General features: G+C 67.7%; 20 protein-coding genes. 11 read left to right on the top strand and 9 right to left on the bottom strand.

Going from position 1 to position 16549, the window contains the following annotated elements; all coding sequences use genetic code 11:
• Positions 1-182: 182 nt before the first annotated feature.
• The gene (locus ACYR7D_RS27635) at positions 183-1160 is read right to left on the bottom strand and encodes a helix-turn-helix transcriptional regulator (protein WP_459547428.1); all 978 of its coding nucleotides are present in this window, start codon (positions 1158-1160) and stop codon (positions 183-185) included.
• A 62-nt stretch (positions 1161-1222) separates the two neighbouring features.
• Here ACYR7D_RS27635 and ACYR7D_RS27640 point away from each other — a divergent pair, with 62 nt between their 5' ends.
• Positions 1223-1810 (top strand): TIGR03086 family metal-binding protein, encoded by a 588-nt coding sequence (locus ACYR7D_RS27640; RefSeq protein WP_459547429.1) that lies wholly within the window; start codon positions 1223-1225, stop codon positions 1808-1810.
• A gap of 127 nt (positions 1811-1937) precedes the next feature.
• Here ACYR7D_RS27640 and ACYR7D_RS27645 read toward each other — a convergent pair whose 3' ends face one another.
• Both ACYR7D_RS27645 and ACYR7D_RS27650 read right to left on the bottom strand, forming a co-directional pair.
• A complete protein-coding gene (locus tag ACYR7D_RS27645; RefSeq protein WP_459547430.1) occupies positions 1938-2078 on the bottom strand; it encodes a methionine/alanine import family NSS transporter small subunit in 141 nt (46 codons plus the stop codon).
• Positions 2078-3616 (bottom strand): sodium-dependent transporter, encoded by a 1539-nt coding sequence (locus ACYR7D_RS27650; protein WP_459547431.1) that lies wholly within the window; start codon positions 3614-3616, stop codon positions 2078-2080. The genes ACYR7D_RS27645 and ACYR7D_RS27650 overlap by 1 nt, the downstream gene beginning before the upstream one ends.
• A gap of 183 nt (positions 3617-3799) precedes the next feature.
• Between ACYR7D_RS27650 and ACYR7D_RS27655 the strand changes: the two genes are divergently transcribed.
• From ACYR7D_RS27655 to ACYR7D_RS27670, 4 genes are all read left to right on the top strand, one after another.
• Positions 3800-4129: a hypothetical protein gene (locus tag ACYR7D_RS27655; protein ID WP_459547432.1), complete on the top strand. Its 330-nt coding sequence runs from the start codon at positions 3800-3802 to the stop codon at positions 4127-4129.
• A gap of 192 nt (positions 4130-4321) precedes the next feature.
• Positions 4322-4903: a hypothetical protein gene (locus ACYR7D_RS27660; protein ID WP_459547433.1), complete on the top strand. Its 582-nt coding sequence runs from the start codon at positions 4322-4324 to the stop codon at positions 4901-4903.
• A gap of 72 nt (positions 4904-4975) precedes the next feature.
• The gene (locus ACYR7D_RS27665) at positions 4976-6160 is read left to right on the top strand and encodes an NAD(P)/FAD-dependent oxidoreductase (RefSeq protein WP_459547434.1); all 1185 of its coding nucleotides are present in this window, start codon (positions 4976-4978) and stop codon (positions 6158-6160) included.
• A 101-nt stretch (positions 6161-6261) separates the two neighbouring features.
• Positions 6262-7197 carry an RNA polymerase sigma-70 factor gene (locus ACYR7D_RS27670; protein WP_459547435.1) on the top strand — a complete coding sequence of 312 codons (936 nt, stop codon included), beginning with the start codon at positions 6262-6264 and terminating at the stop codon, positions 7195-7197.
• Positions 7198-7245: 48 nt separating this feature from the next.
• Here the strand turns inward: ACYR7D_RS27670 and ACYR7D_RS27675 are convergent, their stop codons facing one another.
• The gene (locus ACYR7D_RS27675) at positions 7246-7659 is read right to left on the bottom strand and encodes a MarR family winged helix-turn-helix transcriptional regulator (RefSeq protein WP_459547436.1); all 414 of its coding nucleotides are present in this window, start codon (positions 7657-7659) and stop codon (positions 7246-7248) included.
• 79 nt (positions 7660-7738) lie between these two features.
• Between ACYR7D_RS27675 and ACYR7D_RS27680 the strand changes: the two genes are divergently transcribed.
• The 4 genes from ACYR7D_RS27680 (at position 7739) to ACYR7D_RS27695 (ending at position 10829) form a co-directional block, all read left to right on the top strand.
• Complete coding sequence (locus tag ACYR7D_RS27680) at positions 7739-8266, top strand: MarR family winged helix-turn-helix transcriptional regulator (protein ID WP_459547437.1); 528 nt, start codon at positions 7739-7741, stop codon at positions 8264-8266.
• 360 nt (positions 8267-8626) lie between these two features.
• Entirely contained in the window at positions 8627-8959 is a 333-nt protein-coding gene (locus ACYR7D_RS27685) for an ArsR/SmtB family transcription factor (protein WP_459547438.1), read from the top strand.
• Between the two features lie 89 nt (positions 8960-9048).
• Positions 9049-9195, top strand: a complete 147-nt coding sequence (locus ACYR7D_RS27690; protein WP_459547439.1) for a hypothetical protein — start codon at positions 9049-9051, stop codon at positions 9193-9195.
• Between the two features lie 2 nt (positions 9196-9197).
• Positions 9198-10829 (top strand): SulP family inorganic anion transporter, encoded by a 1632-nt coding sequence (locus tag ACYR7D_RS27695; protein WP_459550317.1) that lies wholly within the window; start codon positions 9198-9200, stop codon positions 10827-10829.
• Positions 10830-11156: 327 nt separating this feature from the next.
• On the opposite strand, the gene ACYR7D_RS27700 is transcribed toward ACYR7D_RS27695, so the two are convergent.
• The 3 genes from ACYR7D_RS27700 to ACYR7D_RS27710 form a co-directional block, all read right to left on the bottom strand.
• The gene (locus ACYR7D_RS27700; RefSeq protein ID WP_459547440.1) at positions 11157-11657 is read right to left on the bottom strand and encodes a nuclear transport factor 2 family protein; all 501 of its coding nucleotides are present in this window, start codon (positions 11655-11657) and stop codon (positions 11157-11159) included.
• A 174-nt stretch (positions 11658-11831) separates the two neighbouring features.
• On the bottom strand, positions 11832-12287 hold the full coding sequence (locus tag ACYR7D_RS27705; protein WP_459547441.1) for an ArsR/SmtB family transcription factor: 456 nt from the start codon (positions 12285-12287) through the stop codon (positions 11832-11834).
• On the bottom strand, positions 12284-13312 hold the full coding sequence (locus ACYR7D_RS27710) for a serine hydrolase (protein WP_459547442.1): 1029 nt from the start codon (positions 13310-13312) through the stop codon (positions 12284-12286). Before ACYR7D_RS27710 ends, ACYR7D_RS27705 begins: the two co-directional genes overlap by 4 nt.
• A 162-nt stretch (positions 13313-13474) precedes the next feature.
• On the opposite strand from ACYR7D_RS27710, the gene ACYR7D_RS27715 reads away from it, so the two are divergent.
• Positions 13475-14686, top strand: a complete 1212-nt coding sequence (locus tag ACYR7D_RS27715; protein ID WP_459547443.1) for a cytochrome P450 family protein — start codon at positions 13475-13477, stop codon at positions 14684-14686.
• Between the two features lie 104 nt (positions 14687-14790).
• Here ACYR7D_RS27715 and ACYR7D_RS27720 read toward each other — a convergent pair whose 3' ends face one another.
• Positions 14791-15051: a hypothetical protein gene (locus tag ACYR7D_RS27720; protein WP_459547444.1), complete on the bottom strand. Its 261-nt coding sequence runs from the start codon at positions 15049-15051 to the stop codon at positions 14791-14793.
• Between the two features lie 93 nt (positions 15052-15144).
• Positions 15145-15723 carry a TetR/AcrR family transcriptional regulator gene (locus ACYR7D_RS27725; protein WP_459547445.1) on the bottom strand — a complete coding sequence of 193 codons (579 nt, stop codon included), beginning with the start codon at positions 15721-15723 and terminating at the stop codon, positions 15145-15147.
• Positions 15724-15879: 156 nt separating this feature from the next.
• Here ACYR7D_RS27725 and ACYR7D_RS27730 point away from each other — a divergent pair, with 156 nt between their 5' ends.
• Positions 15880-16461, top strand: coding sequence for a hypothetical protein (locus ACYR7D_RS27730; protein WP_459547446.1), 582 nt, complete (start codon positions 15880-15882; stop codon positions 16459-16461).
• Positions 16462-16549: the final 88 nt, after the last annotated feature.

Consider the following 16549-nt stretch of genomic DNA (forward strand, 5'->3'; position numbering starts at 1 on the left):
CAGCGGTCTCGCCGTCACCGCCGGTGCGCTACCGGATCCGCCGCGCGATGCGCTCGGAATTCTCGTTCCCGCACTCGATACCGCCGAACAGCGCTCCCGGAACCGACCGCGACCTCCGCCACCGGCAGCGGAGATCCGGGACAGCAGCGGATCCGGCCCACGAATCCGTTCCGCATCGGCCGTCACCGCTCGGGAACAGGCGACCTCTCACCATGATGCTCGCGTGCCTCCTCCGCGATCGCGACGATTCCGCGACGCAACTCCTCCGGCGCGATGACATCGACCTCGCTGCCGAAACCCACCAGCATGGCGGCCGCCGCCTCGAGGCTGCGCACCCGGACGCTGTGCAGATCCGGATCGTCCACGGTCCGCTGTGGCTGGTCGAGCGCGGTCACCGAAAGCGACCGTAACACCATCGGAAGTCGCGGACCGTGGATACGCAGCACGATCTCGGTCGAGGGGGCTCGGCGGAAATCGTCGCGCATCCGCTGCCACACCTGCCGGAGATCCAGATCGGGGGGCCGGCGGCTGGGTTCGCCCAGGCGGCGCACCGCACCGATCCGGGAAATGCGGTAGCTGCGGGGGCGCCCCCGGTGTGCGGCGACGAGGTACCAGATGGTTCCGACCTGGAGCAGGCCCCAGGGATCGACGGTGCGTTCCCCCGGCGCGGCGGCGGTTTTCGACCGGTAGCGGATGCGGATTCGTTCGTCGTCCAGCACCGCGGCCTGGATATCGGCCAGCGCGGTCGGCGCGGCGGGGTCGCGATGCCACCCGCCGGCGTCGAGCACGATCCGTTCTTGTACGTGCGTGACCAACCGGTGCTGCTCATCGGGTAGAGCGGTGGACAACTTGCGGAGCGCGCTGCGGAACGAGCCGCCCAGACCGAGCGCCTCGGCCGCGTTTCGCCCGCCGGCGACGAAGAGGGCGCGAGTCTCGGCGGCGGTGAGCTGTTCCACATCCGGTTCGAAGCCCGGCACCAGGGCGAATCCCCCACCCCGGCCGCGTTCGGCGTACACCGGGATACCGGCGGCCGAGAGCGCATCCATATCACGTAATACGGTCCGCTTGGTCACTTCGAGGCGACGGGCCAGCTCCGCGGAGCTCATCCTGCCGTGCCGCCGTAACAAGTGGACGATCTGGAGCAGCCGGTCCGCACGCATTTCTTCAGGTTCCCACGGAAAGGCGACATCAGATGTCACCTGATGGGCCACAGACTGATGTCATGACACGAATTCCGGATTTCCGAGCTGATCTCGCCGCGGCCCACGAGTGGGTGGCCGGCCTCATGACCGGGGTCGGCCCCGACGGATGGACCGCTCCGACGCCCTGCCCGGACTACGACGTGCGCGCCCTTCTGCGGCATCTCTCCTGCCACCCGGCCAAGATCGCGGCCACCGCCACCGGCGCGGACCCCCGGCCGCTGCCCGCCCACGCCGATATCGACGAGAACCGCCCCGGCGAAGACTACCTGGAACGGGCGATCGCCGCCCTCGACCGGTGGTCCGACGACACCCTGTTGACCCGCACGCTCACCGCGCCCTGGGGCGCGGCTCCCGGCGGGCTCGCCGTCGGTGGATACCTGATGGAAACCGTCGCGCACGGCTGGGACCTGGCGGTGGCCACCGGACAGCCGGCCGAGGCCGACCCGGCGCTGGTCGCCAAGGCCCGTGCCGTAGCCGAACAGGCGCTCTCCGGCGGGTTCCGTGGTTCCGGAGCACCGTTCGGAGCCGTCGTCGAGCCGCGGGCGGAGGCGGGCCCCACCGAACAACTGGCCGCGTTCCTCGGACGTTCGTGGGCCGGAAACAGCTGACGCGGCCCGGCCGCGGGCGGCCTGCGCCGCGGCGTCGCCGGCCCTTCCGGCAGGCCGCGGCCCGCCCCGGCCGCAGCATATCGTGAGCACCGGGCCGGCCGGCCCCACCGGCCGGCCCGGTCCCGGCTCAGGCGGACGGGCCCGCGGACCCGTCCGGCTCGTCTTCGGGCACCTCGGGGAAGCGCCGCAGCAGGAGCAGGGCACCCGCCAGACCGCCCCACACCACGACCACCGAGATGATCAGCATGATGATCGCACTCGCGGACATCAGTTCCGCTCCTTCCGCGTCCCCACCGGCTCCGCCGGGGTGGTGGTCTCATCAGCGCCCGGCCATGGGATCAGCGCGAGCACCACACCCACCACGATGGCACCGACGGCCAGGCCCCAACCGGCGACCGCCAGATAATCACCGGGATAGTCACCGTAGTTCTCGGCGAACTCGGTGCGCAGCGAGTCGATCATCATCCACCCGAGAACCAGCGGTGTGACGACCCCCAGCGTCACGGTCCACACCTTGCCGAGCCGCACCGCCGATACCGCGTCGACATGACGTTGCAGCATCGGCAGTTTGCGCAGGATCCAGACCACGACCACCACCGCGACCAGCCCGGCCAGGGCGATCCCGTACGAGTTGATGAAATGGTCCGCCGTATCGAGCAGGAACAGGCCACCACGGGTGGGGAACAGCGCGATCGATACCGCGGCGGTGGTTCCGCCGACGATCAGGACCGCCGGAACACGTCGCATACCGGTGCGGTCCTGTACCGCGGCGATGATCACTTCCACGATGCTGATCAGCGAGGTCCAGCCGGCGATGATCAACGAGACGAAGAACAGGACGCCGAACCAGGCGGCGCCCGCCGTGAGCTGGGAGATGATCGCGGGGAAGGCGACGAAAGCCAAACCGACACCGTTGGTCGCCACTTCATCGACCGCCACGCCGGTCTGGGTCGCCATGAATCCCAGAGCGGCGAAAACACCGATCCCGGCCAGGATCTCGAAGGAGCTGTTGGCGAAACCGGCCACCAGCGCCGACCCGGTCAGGTCCGCTCTACGCCGCAGATACGACGCGTAGGTAATCATGATGCCGAAGCCGACGGACAGGGAGAAGAAGATCTGCCCGTACGCCGCGACCCACACCTTGCCGTCGGTGATCGCCGACCAGTCCGGGGAGAAGAACGCGTCCAGGCCGTCCGCCGCACCCGGCAGGAAGAGAGCGCGGATCACGAGGATCCCGAACAGCACCGCCAGCAGCGGAATGAAGAACCTGCTCGCCCGTTCGATACCGCGCCGCACCCCCAGCGCGAGCACCAGCAGGGTGAGTACCCACACCACGATGAGCGGCACCGCGACACCGGCCACGTAGGAGGTGCCGAATTCGGGTCCGTCGGACTGCTCCACGAACCGGCCGAAGAACCCGTCGGGGTCCTCACCCCACTGCTGACCGATCGAGAAGCCCACGTAGCGCGCCGACCACGCGATGATCACCGCGTAGTAGGTGGCGATCACGAAACACACCACCACCTGCCACCAGCCGATCGCCGCCGCGGGTTTGGCCAGCCGGCGAAAGGCCAGGGGTGGTGAGGCCCGGAACTTGTGGCCGATCGAATATTCGAGCACCAGTAACGGGATACCGGCTGTGAGCAGCGCGATCAGGTAGGGGACGAGGAACGCCCCACCACCGTTCTCATAGGCGACATACGGAAATCGCCAAATATTGCCGAGACCGACCGCGGATCCGATCGCCGCGAAAATGAAACCAGCCCGTGAACCCCACTGTTCCCGGGGTTCGGCATCCTGACGCATCGTGGCCTCCATTCCCTCATCTGAAACCACCGCAGTGAAAACCATAACCTTTTAGAAACCACGGCGTGCAGCTTCTCTACCGATCGGTAACCCGGCGCGCGAGCCCTGTCCGGAAGTCGGCGAAACTCCTGCTCAGAGCAGGGGATTCGGGGAGACTGGCAGATAGCCCGTAGCATGCTATTTGTGAAGAACAAATCTCTCGCTTTCGTAGGAGCTGTCATCGCCGCGCTGGCCGTCGCGGCCCCCGCCGCCTCCGCCCTGCCCACCGGCTCGTCCCTGCCCGCCTTTCCGGGGGATGGACGGGAAGTGGTGATTCTGGACAACACGCTCGAACTGAGTGATCTGGATTCGTGCTGGGCCAGCGGTTTCCCGCGCGATATCCGCGTCGAGAACCGCAGCAGCCGCGCTTTCCTGCTGTACGCCTCCAGCGACTGCACCGGTGAGCCGGTGGCGTCGGTGGCACCGAAGACCGTTTCGCAGCATCACGGCTGGTCGGGGCGCGCGGCCCGCTGATCCTCTCCGGCGCCGGGGCCGCTCTCGGCCCCGGCACCACCGGTTCCGGAGATCGCGCCCGCAGTTGCCGCACGATATCCCCGATATCCGGCTCTCGTGTCGGTGGTGGCCCTTACTCTCGGCCGCGTCCCCATCCCGCGGAGGCCTTCGATCGCCACGATCCCCGGGACCGAAGCACCACAGGAGAGCCCGATGAGTTCCGAACGCACCGTCCGCGAGGTCGTCGACCTCATGATCGAACTCGGCCTCATCGATCCGGAGCTCCCCGCCCGCGAACCTTTTCTGGCGAAATCACTCGACGAGCCACTGAGTTACTACGGGGACACCGAGCACAGCGCCGTACGCGAGCTCCTCAGCGAGGTAGGGATCCGCTACACCTTCGATTACAAGACATTCCGCGGTATCAGCGGATGCGCCGAGGAGGAACGGCGGCAGTGGTACGAGTCGGAACTCCGGGCCATCGCCGATTGCAGTCGCGGCATGGTGACCATCACCGATGTGCGGCTGGTCGAGAACGATATGGAATCGGAGCTCCGGTTCGAATCCAACGGGATCACCGAATCGTGGCCGACCGATCCCGGTGACGACGAACACTTCGAGGCTTCCCTCACCTTCGCCACCTACCTCACCGGAATTCCCACGGGCCGTGTCGAACAATTCTGTGATATCGAGCCGATGGACAAAGACATCAGCGGAGAAGCCGTGTTCGGCGACCCGCGAGCGCTGAACCGGCTGGGTGCGCATTTCGGTCTCAACTTCTGGCCCATGGAGTGATACACCTCACTCCCTGTCACAGCGATCGCGCCCGCGGTGTCTGGTGACCGACCCCTTGTGGAAGGAGACACCATGGCCGAGAACATCGATGTGGTCGTGATCGGAGGCGGATACGCCGGCGTGCTGGCGGCCAACCGCCTCACGCGGCGCGCCGACGTGGCAGTGACTTTGGTCAACCCGCGCCCGGAATTCGTCGAACGGATCCGCCTGCACCAGCTGGCGGCCGGCAATCATGCGGCGGTCGTCGATTACCGCAAAGTGCTGAGCGAGCGTGTCCGGCTGCTGGTCGACACCGCGACCCGGATCGACCCCACCGCCCGTACCGTGGCATCGGCGGGCGGCCACACGATCGGCTACGACTACCTGGTCTACGCGGTGGGCAGCTGCAGCGCCGAGGCGCGGGTGCGGGGAGCGTCCGAGTTCGCGTATCCGATCGCCACCCTGGAGGAGGTGCGGCGGCTGCGGCCGGTCCTCGATGCCGCGCCCGCCACGGCCGCGGTGACGGTGGTCGGCGCCGGTCCGACCGGTATCGAGATCGCCGCCGAGCTGGCCGAGCAAGGACGCCGGGTCACCCTGGTGTGCGGTTCGGTGCTCGGCCCGTACCTCCATCCGCGGGGGCGTCGTGCGGTGGCCCGGCGGCTGGCCGGACTCGGTGTGACCGTGCTGGAAGGCGCCGGTGCGTCAGTGACGGCAGTGGCCCCGGAGGCCGTGCACCTCAGTGGCGGCCGCTCGATACCGAGCACGGTGACGATCTGGACGGCAGGATTCGGGGTACCGGATCTGGCCACCCGTAGCGGCCTGAGTACCGACGCCGTGGGGCGCCTGCGCACCGACGAGACCCTGACGAGTGTGAGCGATACGCGCATCGTCGCGGCCGGGGATTCGGCGGCACCGTCGGATCTGCCGTTCCGGATGAGCTGCCAGTCCGCCACGAGGATCGGCGCCCATGCCGCCGATACGGTCCTGGCGCGGATTTCCGGTGCCGAACCACAGCCCATCGACCTGGGTTTCTTCGGGCAGTGCATAAGCCTCGGACGGCGCGCCGGGATCTTCCAGTTCGCCACCAGGAACGACACCGCGAACAGGTTCTACGTGAGTGGCCGGCCCGGTGCGAAGCTCAAGGAGTTCGTCTGCGAGCACACCGTCGAGCATCTGGCGAAGGAGGCACGCGAACCCGGCTCGCTCACCTGGGTCGGCGATGACGAGCGCCGGCAACTGCTGGAGGCCTCCCGCGGCGAGACGCTGACCATCCGCTGAGCACGCTGACCGGGCCACGTTACCGGTAGCGGGCCGGCCGCCGGGCGAGCCGGGTCCGACGTACCCGGCGGCGCCCGCGAGTACGAGCGGTGGCCGCCGATATGCGGTCACCGCTACCGACGAGAAATGGGGACAGCACAGTGAGCGACCACGCCACCGACCCGGCGACCGCGGCATTCCTGGCCCAGCGCAATCTGCTGTTCACCGTTGCCTACGAGATGCTCGGCTCGGCGGCCGACGCCGAAGACGTCCTACAGGAGACCTGGCTGCGGTGGATCGAGGTCGATCTGGAACAGGTGCACGACGAGCGCGCCTATCTGGTCCGCATCACGACCCGGCAATCGCTCAACCGGCTGCGCACCATGAACCGCCGCAAGGAATCCTATGTCGGGCCCTGGCTGCCCGAGCCCCTGCTCACCACACCGGACGTGGCCGCCGATATCGAGCTCGCCGAGAGCATGTCGATGGCCCTCATGCTCGTCCTCGAAACGCTGTCACCGACCGAACGTGCCGTGTTCGTACTGCGCGAGGTGTTCGATTTCGGCTACGCCGAGATCGCCGCCGCTGTCGACAGGACTCCCGCCGCCGTGCGGCAGATCGCGCACCGCGCCCGCGGTCACGTCGATGCCCGCCGGCCCCGATCAGTGGTCTCGGCGAGCGAGACCCGGGCAGCGCTGGAATCGTTCCGGCGGGCCCTCGAATCCGGCAACCCGCAGGAGCTGCTGGACGTACTCGCCCCGGAGGTCGTCCTGCTCAGCGACGGCGGCGGTATCAAGCGGACCGCGTTGCGGCCGGTCATCGGCGCCGAGAAGGTGGTCCGCTACATCTTCGGCGGCATCGGCAGGACCGACGCCGCCATCACCATCGACCCGACCCTGCTCAACGGCAGCCCGGCACTCGTCTTCCGTGTGGACAGCGAACTCGACGGGGTCATGGCGTTCCGAGTCGAAGACGATCGCGTCACCGGCCTCTACTTCGTCCGCAACCCCCAGAAGCTGACCCGCGTCGAATCCGAGACCACCCTGACCCTTCGCTGAATCCGCCGGGGCACATTCATCCACCGAGGGGCGAGGCGCTCGGCGGTATCAGGGCATCGCTTCGACGAAGCGGTGCAGCAGCCTGGCGAATTCGGTGCGCTCCGTGGCCGTCCAGCCGGACATGGCGGCATCGAACGATTCCCGCCTCCTGCGGTGGGCTCGGGCCAGGAGGTCCTGTCCGTATTCGGTCAGGACGAGAAGCGAGCGCCGGCCGTCGGCCTGATCGGCCACCCGGCGGACCAGCCCTTCGGCGACGGCGGCAGCTACGAGTTTGCTGGCTCGCGGCTGATCCACGGCGAGCGCGGTCGCTATCGCCGAGACGGTCGGTTCCGGCGCCCCCTCGATCGCGTCCAGCACGTCGAAGGAAGGCCGGGCGAGAACATCGTCCTTTGCGAGGGCACGGCGGGTCTGCCTGCGCCGGATAGCGACCATTGCCCGTTCTACCCGCTCGACATCGTCCACGCAGGCATGATATTACCTACATTTACATGTCAGAATACATGTAAATGTAGATGCGCAACCAATACCCCGAGGAGTTCCGATGAGAAGATCCACCCTGGCAGCCGGTGTCCTCACCATCCTGCTCATCCCACTGGCCGCATGCGGCGGGACGACCGAGGAGCCGGCCGCCCCGAATACGGCATCCAACAGCGAGAACCGGCTCATCGGATATCAGGTGAAACGACTCGACCAGCTCATCGAGCTGACCTTCGACCGGCTACTCGCCGACGCCGGTCTCTCCCGGCGGCAATGGCAGACCCTGAATACCATCGCCCGAGGCCCCATCGACGATGCCGGGCTCACCGACGCACTACGACCGTTCTGGGAAACGGACAGCGGCAACCTGAGCGAAGTCGTCACCGACCTCACCGACCGCGGATGGATCAGCAGGGACACCACCGGGCACTACACACTCACAGACGCCGGACGCACCGCGCATACGACCGCCCGCGACACGGTATCGCGCCTTCGTGAGCTATCGGCCGACGGCGTCACTGAGCAAGAATTCGGCCAGATGATGGACGTGATGGGGCGCATCATCGGCAATCTGGAGCGAGCCACCGCCTGATCCGGCCCCCGCCGGGCCGTTTGCGCCGAGGGTGGCGACGTCCCCCGGTCCACGATCCGGCGCGGGGGACGCCCATCGCCGGCCCACCGGTCGCCGTCGTTACGAAACGCCGCATCCCACACCATTTCGAAAAGCGAGGCCGACAGGTCGACGCAAAGATCGTCTCGACCGCCGACCGAGCCGAAGTCAATTTGCCATTGCCCGTCACGGTCGCCCCGGCCGCCCCGATCACTGGTGACACACCAATTCTCCCGTCGGCAGTGGTAAGTCGACACCCGGCGGATCACCTTCATTTCTGCTTGCTAAAGTATGCAACCAGCAGACTTCCGATATCGCGCATATCGGCGAAGGGCGGTGGAGATGCCGGGATCGAGCAGGCCCCTGTATCAAATGAAGGCGGAGTTCTTCAAGACGTTGGGGCACCCGGTGCGCATCCGCGTTCTCGAACTGCTCAGTCAGCGCGAGCATGCCGTATCGGAAATGCTCGGCGATATGGATATCGAGGCCGCCAACCTGTCCCAGCAGCTGGCGGTGCTGCGCCGGGCCGGGCTCATCACCGGCCGCCGCGAAGGCCTGTCGGTGACCTACGAGCTCACCTCGCCGCAGGTCGCGCAGCTGCTGACCACCGCGCGTGCCATCTTGACCGGGGTGGTCGCCGGGCAGGCCGAAGCGCTGGAACAGCAGCCGACCTGACGAACGGAATACATACCTGCCCACAGCCCCTTACCCATTGATTGCAATATTTACTAACTAGCCACCTAGTTGTTCCTGAAGGAGATGCAGTGGAGACCGATCGTCTTCTTGCCGCTGATCCGGCGAGCGGCGCCGATGTGCTGTTACGCGCTTCGTGTGCTCGACTCGCCGTGCCGGAGAACCGCCCCTCTCGCACCCCGGCCCGCCCCGGCGAAACCCCGGTCGCGGCACAGTGAGCGTGCGCGCGCTCCTGCCCACCGGTTCGGATTGGCGCCCGGCCCTGCGCTCCCCCGGCTCGGACCTACTCGCCGGGTTGATCGTCGCGCTCGTGGCGCTACCTCTGGCGCTCGGGTTCGGGATCAGTTCCGGACTCGGCGCCGCGGCGGGCCTGGCGACCGCGATCGTCGCCGGTGCGGTGGCTGCGGTCTTCGGTGGCTCCCGGTTCCAGGTGTCCGGCCCCACCGGCGCCATGACCGTGGTGCTCCTGCCGATTGTGGCCGAGCACGGCGGCCCCGGCGTACTCGCCGTCGGGCTCATGGCCGGCATCATCCTGGTCGTTCTGGCCATGGCCGGTATCGGCCGCGCCGTCCGCTATATGCCGGCGCCCGTGATCGAAGGGTTCACCGCCGGTATCGCCGTGGTGATCGCGCTGCAGCAGTTCCCCTCCGCCCTCGGGGTCGCCGACGCGGAGGGCGAGAAGATGTGGCAACTCGCCTCCGACGCCATCGGCCGCTACCTCGACCATCCCGACCCCACCGCACCGGTTACCGCCCTGCTCGTCGCCACCGCGATCCTCATCGGCGGGAGGTATCTGCCGAAACTGCCGTTCGCGCTCGTCGCGGTCGCCGCCGCCACCGTGGTCGCCGAAACACTCGGCCTCGACCTCGCCCGCATCGGTGCGCTACCCGCCGGGCTGCCGGCCCCGTCCCTCGGTTTCCTGCATCCCGAGCAGCTCGGGTCTCTGATTGCTCCCGCTCTCGCCGTCGCGGCCCTGGCCGCTCTGGAATCACTGCTGTCGGCGACCGCCGCCGACTCGATGTCGGTCGGCACCCGCCACAGCCCCGACCGCGAACTGTTCGGCCAAGGCCTGGCCAATATCGCCGCACCGCTTTTCGGCGGTGTCCCGGCCACCGGCGCGATCGCCCGCACCGCCGTCAATGTCCGCTCCGGCGCCCGCACCCGCCTCGCCGCGCTCACCCACGCCGCCGTGCTCACCGCGATCGTCTACCTCGCCGCACCACTGGTCGCCGAGATCCCCGTGGCAGCCCTGGCCGGCGTCCTGCTGGCGACCACCGTGCGGATGGTCGAAACCGCCTCACTGGCCGCGATCGCCCGCGCCTCCCGCGGCGATGCCGCGATCATGGCGGTCACTTTCGCCGCCACTGTCGCGTTCGACCTGATCACCGCCGTCGCCGTGGGTGTCGGGATCGCGATCCTGCTGGCGCTGCGGGCCGTCGCCAGAGAAGCACGCCTGCATCAGGTCCCCCTCGACGAGACCGATCACCTCACCGAGGAACACGATCTCCTGCGCGACCATATCGTCGCCTACCGCATCGACGGCCCGCTGTTCTTCGCCGCCGCCCACCGCTTCCTCCTCGAGCTCGCCGAGGTCGCCGATGTCCACGTCGTCATCCTGCGCATGTCCCATATCACCGCGCTCGACACCACCGGCGCCCTCGTACTCAAAGACGCCATCAGCAAACTCCGGCACCGGAATATCACCGTGCTCCTGTCCGGGCTGCGCGACGACCACCACCGCCGCCTCGCGGCCCTCGACGCCCTACCCGAGCGAGCCGACCACGTGTTCACCGATACCGGCGCGGCCATCACCTACGCCCGCGGCCACCTCCCCCACACCGTTTCCCCGTGACCCCGCGATACCGTTCCGTGGAGACGGCTCCTGGATGCCGTGAGCGGTCAGGCCGGATGCACGACCGCGATGCGGTCGACGGTCCGCGACTCCCCGGGTGAAGAGCGCATAGCCACCTACGTAGATCATCGGCCCCAGCAGGGTTGTGCCACCGTATGGATCAATACGAACAGCACCGGCCGTTCCAGGGGCTTCACAGTTCGTCACGGACCCGGTTACGACGATCTCGGTGAAGCGCCGGAAATCCGCTCCGCGGCCGTGCCTTCGACAGTAGTGGCGATCACCGCGTCATCATCCGCAGGATGAATACCCGCGGGTCACGAATTTCTACCGGTCGATCCGGCAGGTGTCGTCGATCGGCCGGGTGATCGACCAGTACTGCCGGAACCGGCAGGCCGCGATCTTCCACCGGCCGTCCTCGACGATGTATTCGTCGTCGTATTCACCGGTCATCACCGTCTCGGTTTTCTCCAGCAGGTTCACCTGGCGGAACTTCAGCGTCCACCGCCCCGAGGCGTGTCCGGCGTCGTGAACGGTGATATCGGGGTGCGTCCCGTGGTGCATATCGAGGACGACGTTCTTCCCGTCGACCTTCTGCAGAGCGATCTTCTCGAACACCGCCGCCATACCGTCGGCGTCGAAGGAACCGAGGACACCGTAGTCCACCGTCGCTCCCACGGTGACGAAGCAGTCACGAAACGTCTTCGGATCCTTGGCATCACAGGCCCGCAGGTAGCGGTGTTTCAATGCCTTGATCGCCTCCACCGCCTCCAACCGTGCGATTCGCTGCGCCGGATCGGCTTCCGTGGGCTGCGGTGCGTGCGACATGCGGCCTCCTGGTGAATCTCGGCGGCCGCCGGAAGCCGGCAGCCGGTTCGATGCCTCGCGCAGTGTAGTCCTCCGGTCCGGCCCTTCAGGACCGAATCGTCCCGGTCCGGCAAGCGATGGAGCTGTTCGAAGCGTCCGATGTCGCGCCGGGCACGGCCGGTACCGAAGGCATGGTCAGTGGCGGAGCAGGCCGGCGATATCGGCCGCGGCGGTCATCAGTACCAGCACCGGCACGACTTTCGGTGCGGGTATCCGATAAGCGCCACGGCTGTGCTGCTCGACGATGCCGGCCGACGAGAGCGCGCGTATATGGTGATACAGCTGTCCGGTGGAGGTGAGGCCGACAGCTTCCGCCAGCTCGGTGCCGGTACGCGGGCCGTCGAGGAGCAGCTGGGCCAGCGCCAGCCGGATCGGATGCCCCAGCGCGGCAAGCACTTCCACCCGGTCATTGGCAGGCAGCCGCAGTACCGATGCCGCGCTGTAGCGGATGGTCCAGTCGACCTCGCCGGCGAAGTCGACACGACCGTGGTATTCGACGAACCCCCGGGTGGGGTCGTCGGCCCGGTGATGTCCTTCCAGTGCCTCGATCCGTGCCTCCAATTCGGCGAGCTTGGTTTCGACATCGGTCATAGCGCACACGCTAATCGGCGCAGCGTGGGCGGCTCCGCCATGGCCCGGATGAGCAGTTCCTGCTCGTTCAGGCCCTCCAGCGCGGCCACCCACGTCGCCTCCGGCATACGGCGCTCGAGCAGGACCGCTGTCGCGACCGTGCCGTCGGATCGACGCATATAGAATGCGTCGGCCAGAACACCGGGATACGAACCGCCCTTGAAACCGATCGCCGCGAATCCGGCCGGCGGAGGCAACCATTCCAGTTGTGCGCGGGCGATATCCGAGCCCGGCCCGAAGCCGCCGGTTGCGATCGCCCGGTGCATCGACGCGAGCTGACGCGCCGATGCCGTCGGTGTGGTCTCGGCCCACACCGCTTGCGCGGCATAGGGCGGCGGGGTTTTCGACCGCAGCGCCTCCCGGTACGCCGGGTCGGCGGCATAGCGCCGCGCTGCCGACCACGTGTCGACGATCCCCGGTTCGAACAGGCGGATCACGTCGCCCAGCTTTGTTGACGGCACATAGTCGTGCCATCCACCCGCCTCGGCGGCATCGACCAGTGCGCGGTCGCCGAGGCGGTTGCGCAGGTAATCGGGGACGGCGTTATCGCTTTCGCGGATCATCGCGCTCACCATCCGGTCGAGGGTGACCGTCTCACCGGGGATCCGGGCCCGCGCCCGTTCGTGCGCTCCCCCGTCGGTGCCCGGGAAGTACCAGCGCTCCCATTCCGCGACGGGGACATGTTCTTGCGGGTCGAGTGTTCCCGCCGCGACCGCGCGGGCGTAGGCCGCGAGCGGGACGATCTTCCCGGCCGAGGCGATGGGCTGCCGGTCGTCGACGCGCCGTCCTGCCACATGCCCTCTGCCGTCATCGATGGCGACGGAGATGTTCTCCGGCTCCTGGTCGATCCGGCCCAGCCATCCCTCGGCCGAGGACACGTCCCCGGCCGGGATCGGTGGGCATTTCCCGTCCCCGGCCGCCTCGTTCGAGCATCCGGCGAGTACGGGCAGCGCCGCGGCCACGACGATCACGAGCGTGCGCAACATCTCCACTCCCAAAAATACGTAATTACGTAATTACGAATAACGATAGCTCTTACGCGGGACGATGTCTCCCCGCGGCAGCGCTCGAAGTGACAGCAAGGCTCGTCGCGCCCTTCTGTGCCAACCTGGAAGCGCAGACAACGCCACCGACTCTTCAGGGACCGGATGATGACGACCAGCCAGGACGCACCGCCGCTGCAACTCGAGCGGTCGTTCTTCGAAGATCCCGACGCGCTCTACCGTGTCCTCCGGGCGGAGCGGCCCGTGGTCCGCGCGACCGGACCGACCGGCCTGCGGTTCTGGATGATCACCCGCTACGCCGACGCCCGCGCCGCCCTCAACGACCCGCGGATGACAAAGGATGCCGGGCGGATCCCCGGGAACTTCGTCCGCACCGAAGGTATGCCCCGGGCGCAGACGAGCGCCGAATCGCTGGTGCGGCATATGCTCAACGCCGACCCACCGGACCACACCCGGTTGCGCAAATTGGTCGGGCGGGCCTTCACCATGCGCGCGATCGCCCGGTTACGGCCACGGATCGAGAAGATCGCCACCGAATTGGCCGATGAGATGGACACCGCGGGGCCCACGCTCGACCTACTCGATCATTTCGCGTTCCCCCTACCGATGACGGTGATCTGCGAAATCCTCGGCGTCCCGCAGGACCGCCGCGACGAGTTCCGGGTGTGGTCGAACACGCTGCTCTCCGGCCGCGCGAACGACGAGCGCGGCGCCGCCGTGGACGCGATGGCGGCCTTTCTCACCGATCTGATCGCCGACAAGTCCGCGCACCCCGGCGACGACATACTCTCCGAGATCGTGCGGGCCGCGGCGGACGGCGATGCGCTCAGCCGCCCCGAGGCGGTGGCGATGGCGTTTCTCCTGCTCGTTGCCGGACACGAGACGACGGTCAACCTGATCGGCAACGGTATGCTCGCGCTGTTGCGCCATCCGGAACAGCACTCCAGATTGCACCGCGATCCGGATCTGGTGCCGAACGCGGTGGAAGAGTTCCTCCGGTACGACGGCCCGGTCAACCTGGCGACCACCCGGTTCACCACCGAGCCGATCGAGTTCTCCGGCACGACGATTCCGGCGGACCAGTTCGTCCTCGTATCGCTGATCGGCGCCAACCGCGATCCCGAGCGCTACGCCGCCGCCGACCGGCTCGACGTCGCACGAGACGCGTCGGGCCACCTCGCCTTCGGCTACGGCATCCACCACTGCCTCGGCGCACCGCTGGCTCGGCTGGAGGGCGAGGTCGCCTTCCGCACACTGCTGGAACGATTCCCCGATATGACGCTCGACGGCGAAGCCGGCCCGTACCGTGAGAGCACACTGATCCACGGCCCGACCCGGTTACCCGTCCGGCTCTGAACGAGAGAACTCCTTTCCGGCCGACGCGGTGACCGGACGCGCAGCCACGCCGCGTCGGCGCGCACGACCCCGGGCCCTCCGGAAAAGACCTCGCGGCTGCGGGCTCAGCTCTCCCGGCGCCTGGCCTCCCGCCGGCACGCGGCCAGGAACTCTCCCGGCTCGAGCCCCAGCGCCAGGCCGATCGCGTCCAGCGTCTTCGCCGACAGCTTCCCGCCCCACTCCACATGCATGGTCGTACCCGGCAGCAGAAACGCGGCGTTGTCGAGCTCCAGGCAGGTGAGACCGGCCGCGCGGCGTTCCAGCGACAACTGTTCCCCGATCACCGTGTTGATTTCCGCGAACAGATCGAGGTCGTCCATGTCCACGTTTTCAGTGTGTACCCGCAAGCCGATCGGCAACGACGGTTTGGAAGATGTCCGGAAAACGTCCGGTGACGATCGCCGGTCGCGCGCGGGAGGCTATTCTCCCGCTTCCCGGCGAGTGCGTGCGCGAGAGTCCAGAAGTCCTTCGATCCCGAGCAGGAACGTCTCGCAGACAGGGGCCGGGTCGGTCAGGCAACCGGCCGCCATCGCACCGTCGCGCAGCATGACGAAGTGCCGGGCAGCAGGTTCGGGATCGGCGTCACCGGTCTCGGCGAGGATTTCGGTGACCGTGTCCAGGAACCACTGCCGGTGGGCGAGAACGGCCCGGTGGACCGGATGGCCGGGGTCGGGGTATTCGGCCGCCGCGTTGAGGAACGCGCAGCCGCGGAACCCGGGCCTCTGAATGCTGTCGGCGATGGTCCGCGCGACGGCTCGCACGACCTCGGCGGCAGATGTGTTCTCGCTACGCGCGGTGTCGACCTGGGCGCGGATCGCCTCGTCGATCTGCGTCAGGTAGGCGACGACGAGGTCGTCCTTGCCGGGAAAGTGCCGGTACAGGGTCGCCCGCGTCACCTGGGCGGCGGCGATGATGCGCTCGATGCCCACCGAGTGGAGCCCTTCGGAATAGAACAGTCCACTCGCCGTGTCGAGCAGTCGCGCGCGTGCTTCCGACATCTGACCTTTCCCCTCTTCCGGCTTCTCCTTCGAGGCTAGCAGAAAGAACGATCGGTATTGACAACTCGAGTCGAGCGCCGCAGACTTCAGGTATACCGATCGTTCTATCTCCCCAAAGTAGCCACACCCCGGCTCGTCCATCGAAAGAGAGATCCGATGTCCAGCTCGCCCGACGCCGCCGTGGCCGGCCCTGCCCTCGATACCGCAGGCAGCATCAAGGGGCTGCGGAACCTGTACTACGCCCGTTTCGGATTCGCCATCGTCTGGGCAGCCCTGCTGATCCCGGCCGCCGCGACACTCACCCCGGCCACCATCACCCTGTTGCTGATCTATCCGCTGTTCGACGTGGCCGCTGCCGTCATCGACTTCCGCACCTCGGGTACCGCGCGACCGGCGGTGCCGCTCTACATCAATATGGCGTTGAGCCTGCTCACCGCCCTCGGGTTGGCCGCGGCTGTCGCCTCCGGCATTCCCGATGTGCTCCGGGTGTGGGGCGTATGGGCGATTACCGCGGGCATCGTGCAACTCATCGTCGCCATCCGGCGCTATCGGCTCGGCGGCCAGTGGGCGATGATCCTCAGCGGTGGAATCTCCACCCTCGCCGGCGCGAGTTTCATCGCGAGTGCCGGTGCACCGGATGCCTCGCTCACCACCCTCGCCGGGTACGCGACGCTGGGCGGCATCTTCTTCCTGATCTCGGCGATCCGCCTGCACCGCCGCGCGGCCGAGACTCGGTGAGCCCACGAACACGAACCCAAATTCCACCGGCTGAGCCGGCCGACGTGGCCGCCGGCCCCATCCACCCGAAAACCCACCACAGAAGGAG

It is taken from the genome of Nocardia sp. X0981 (assembly GCF_977089955.1).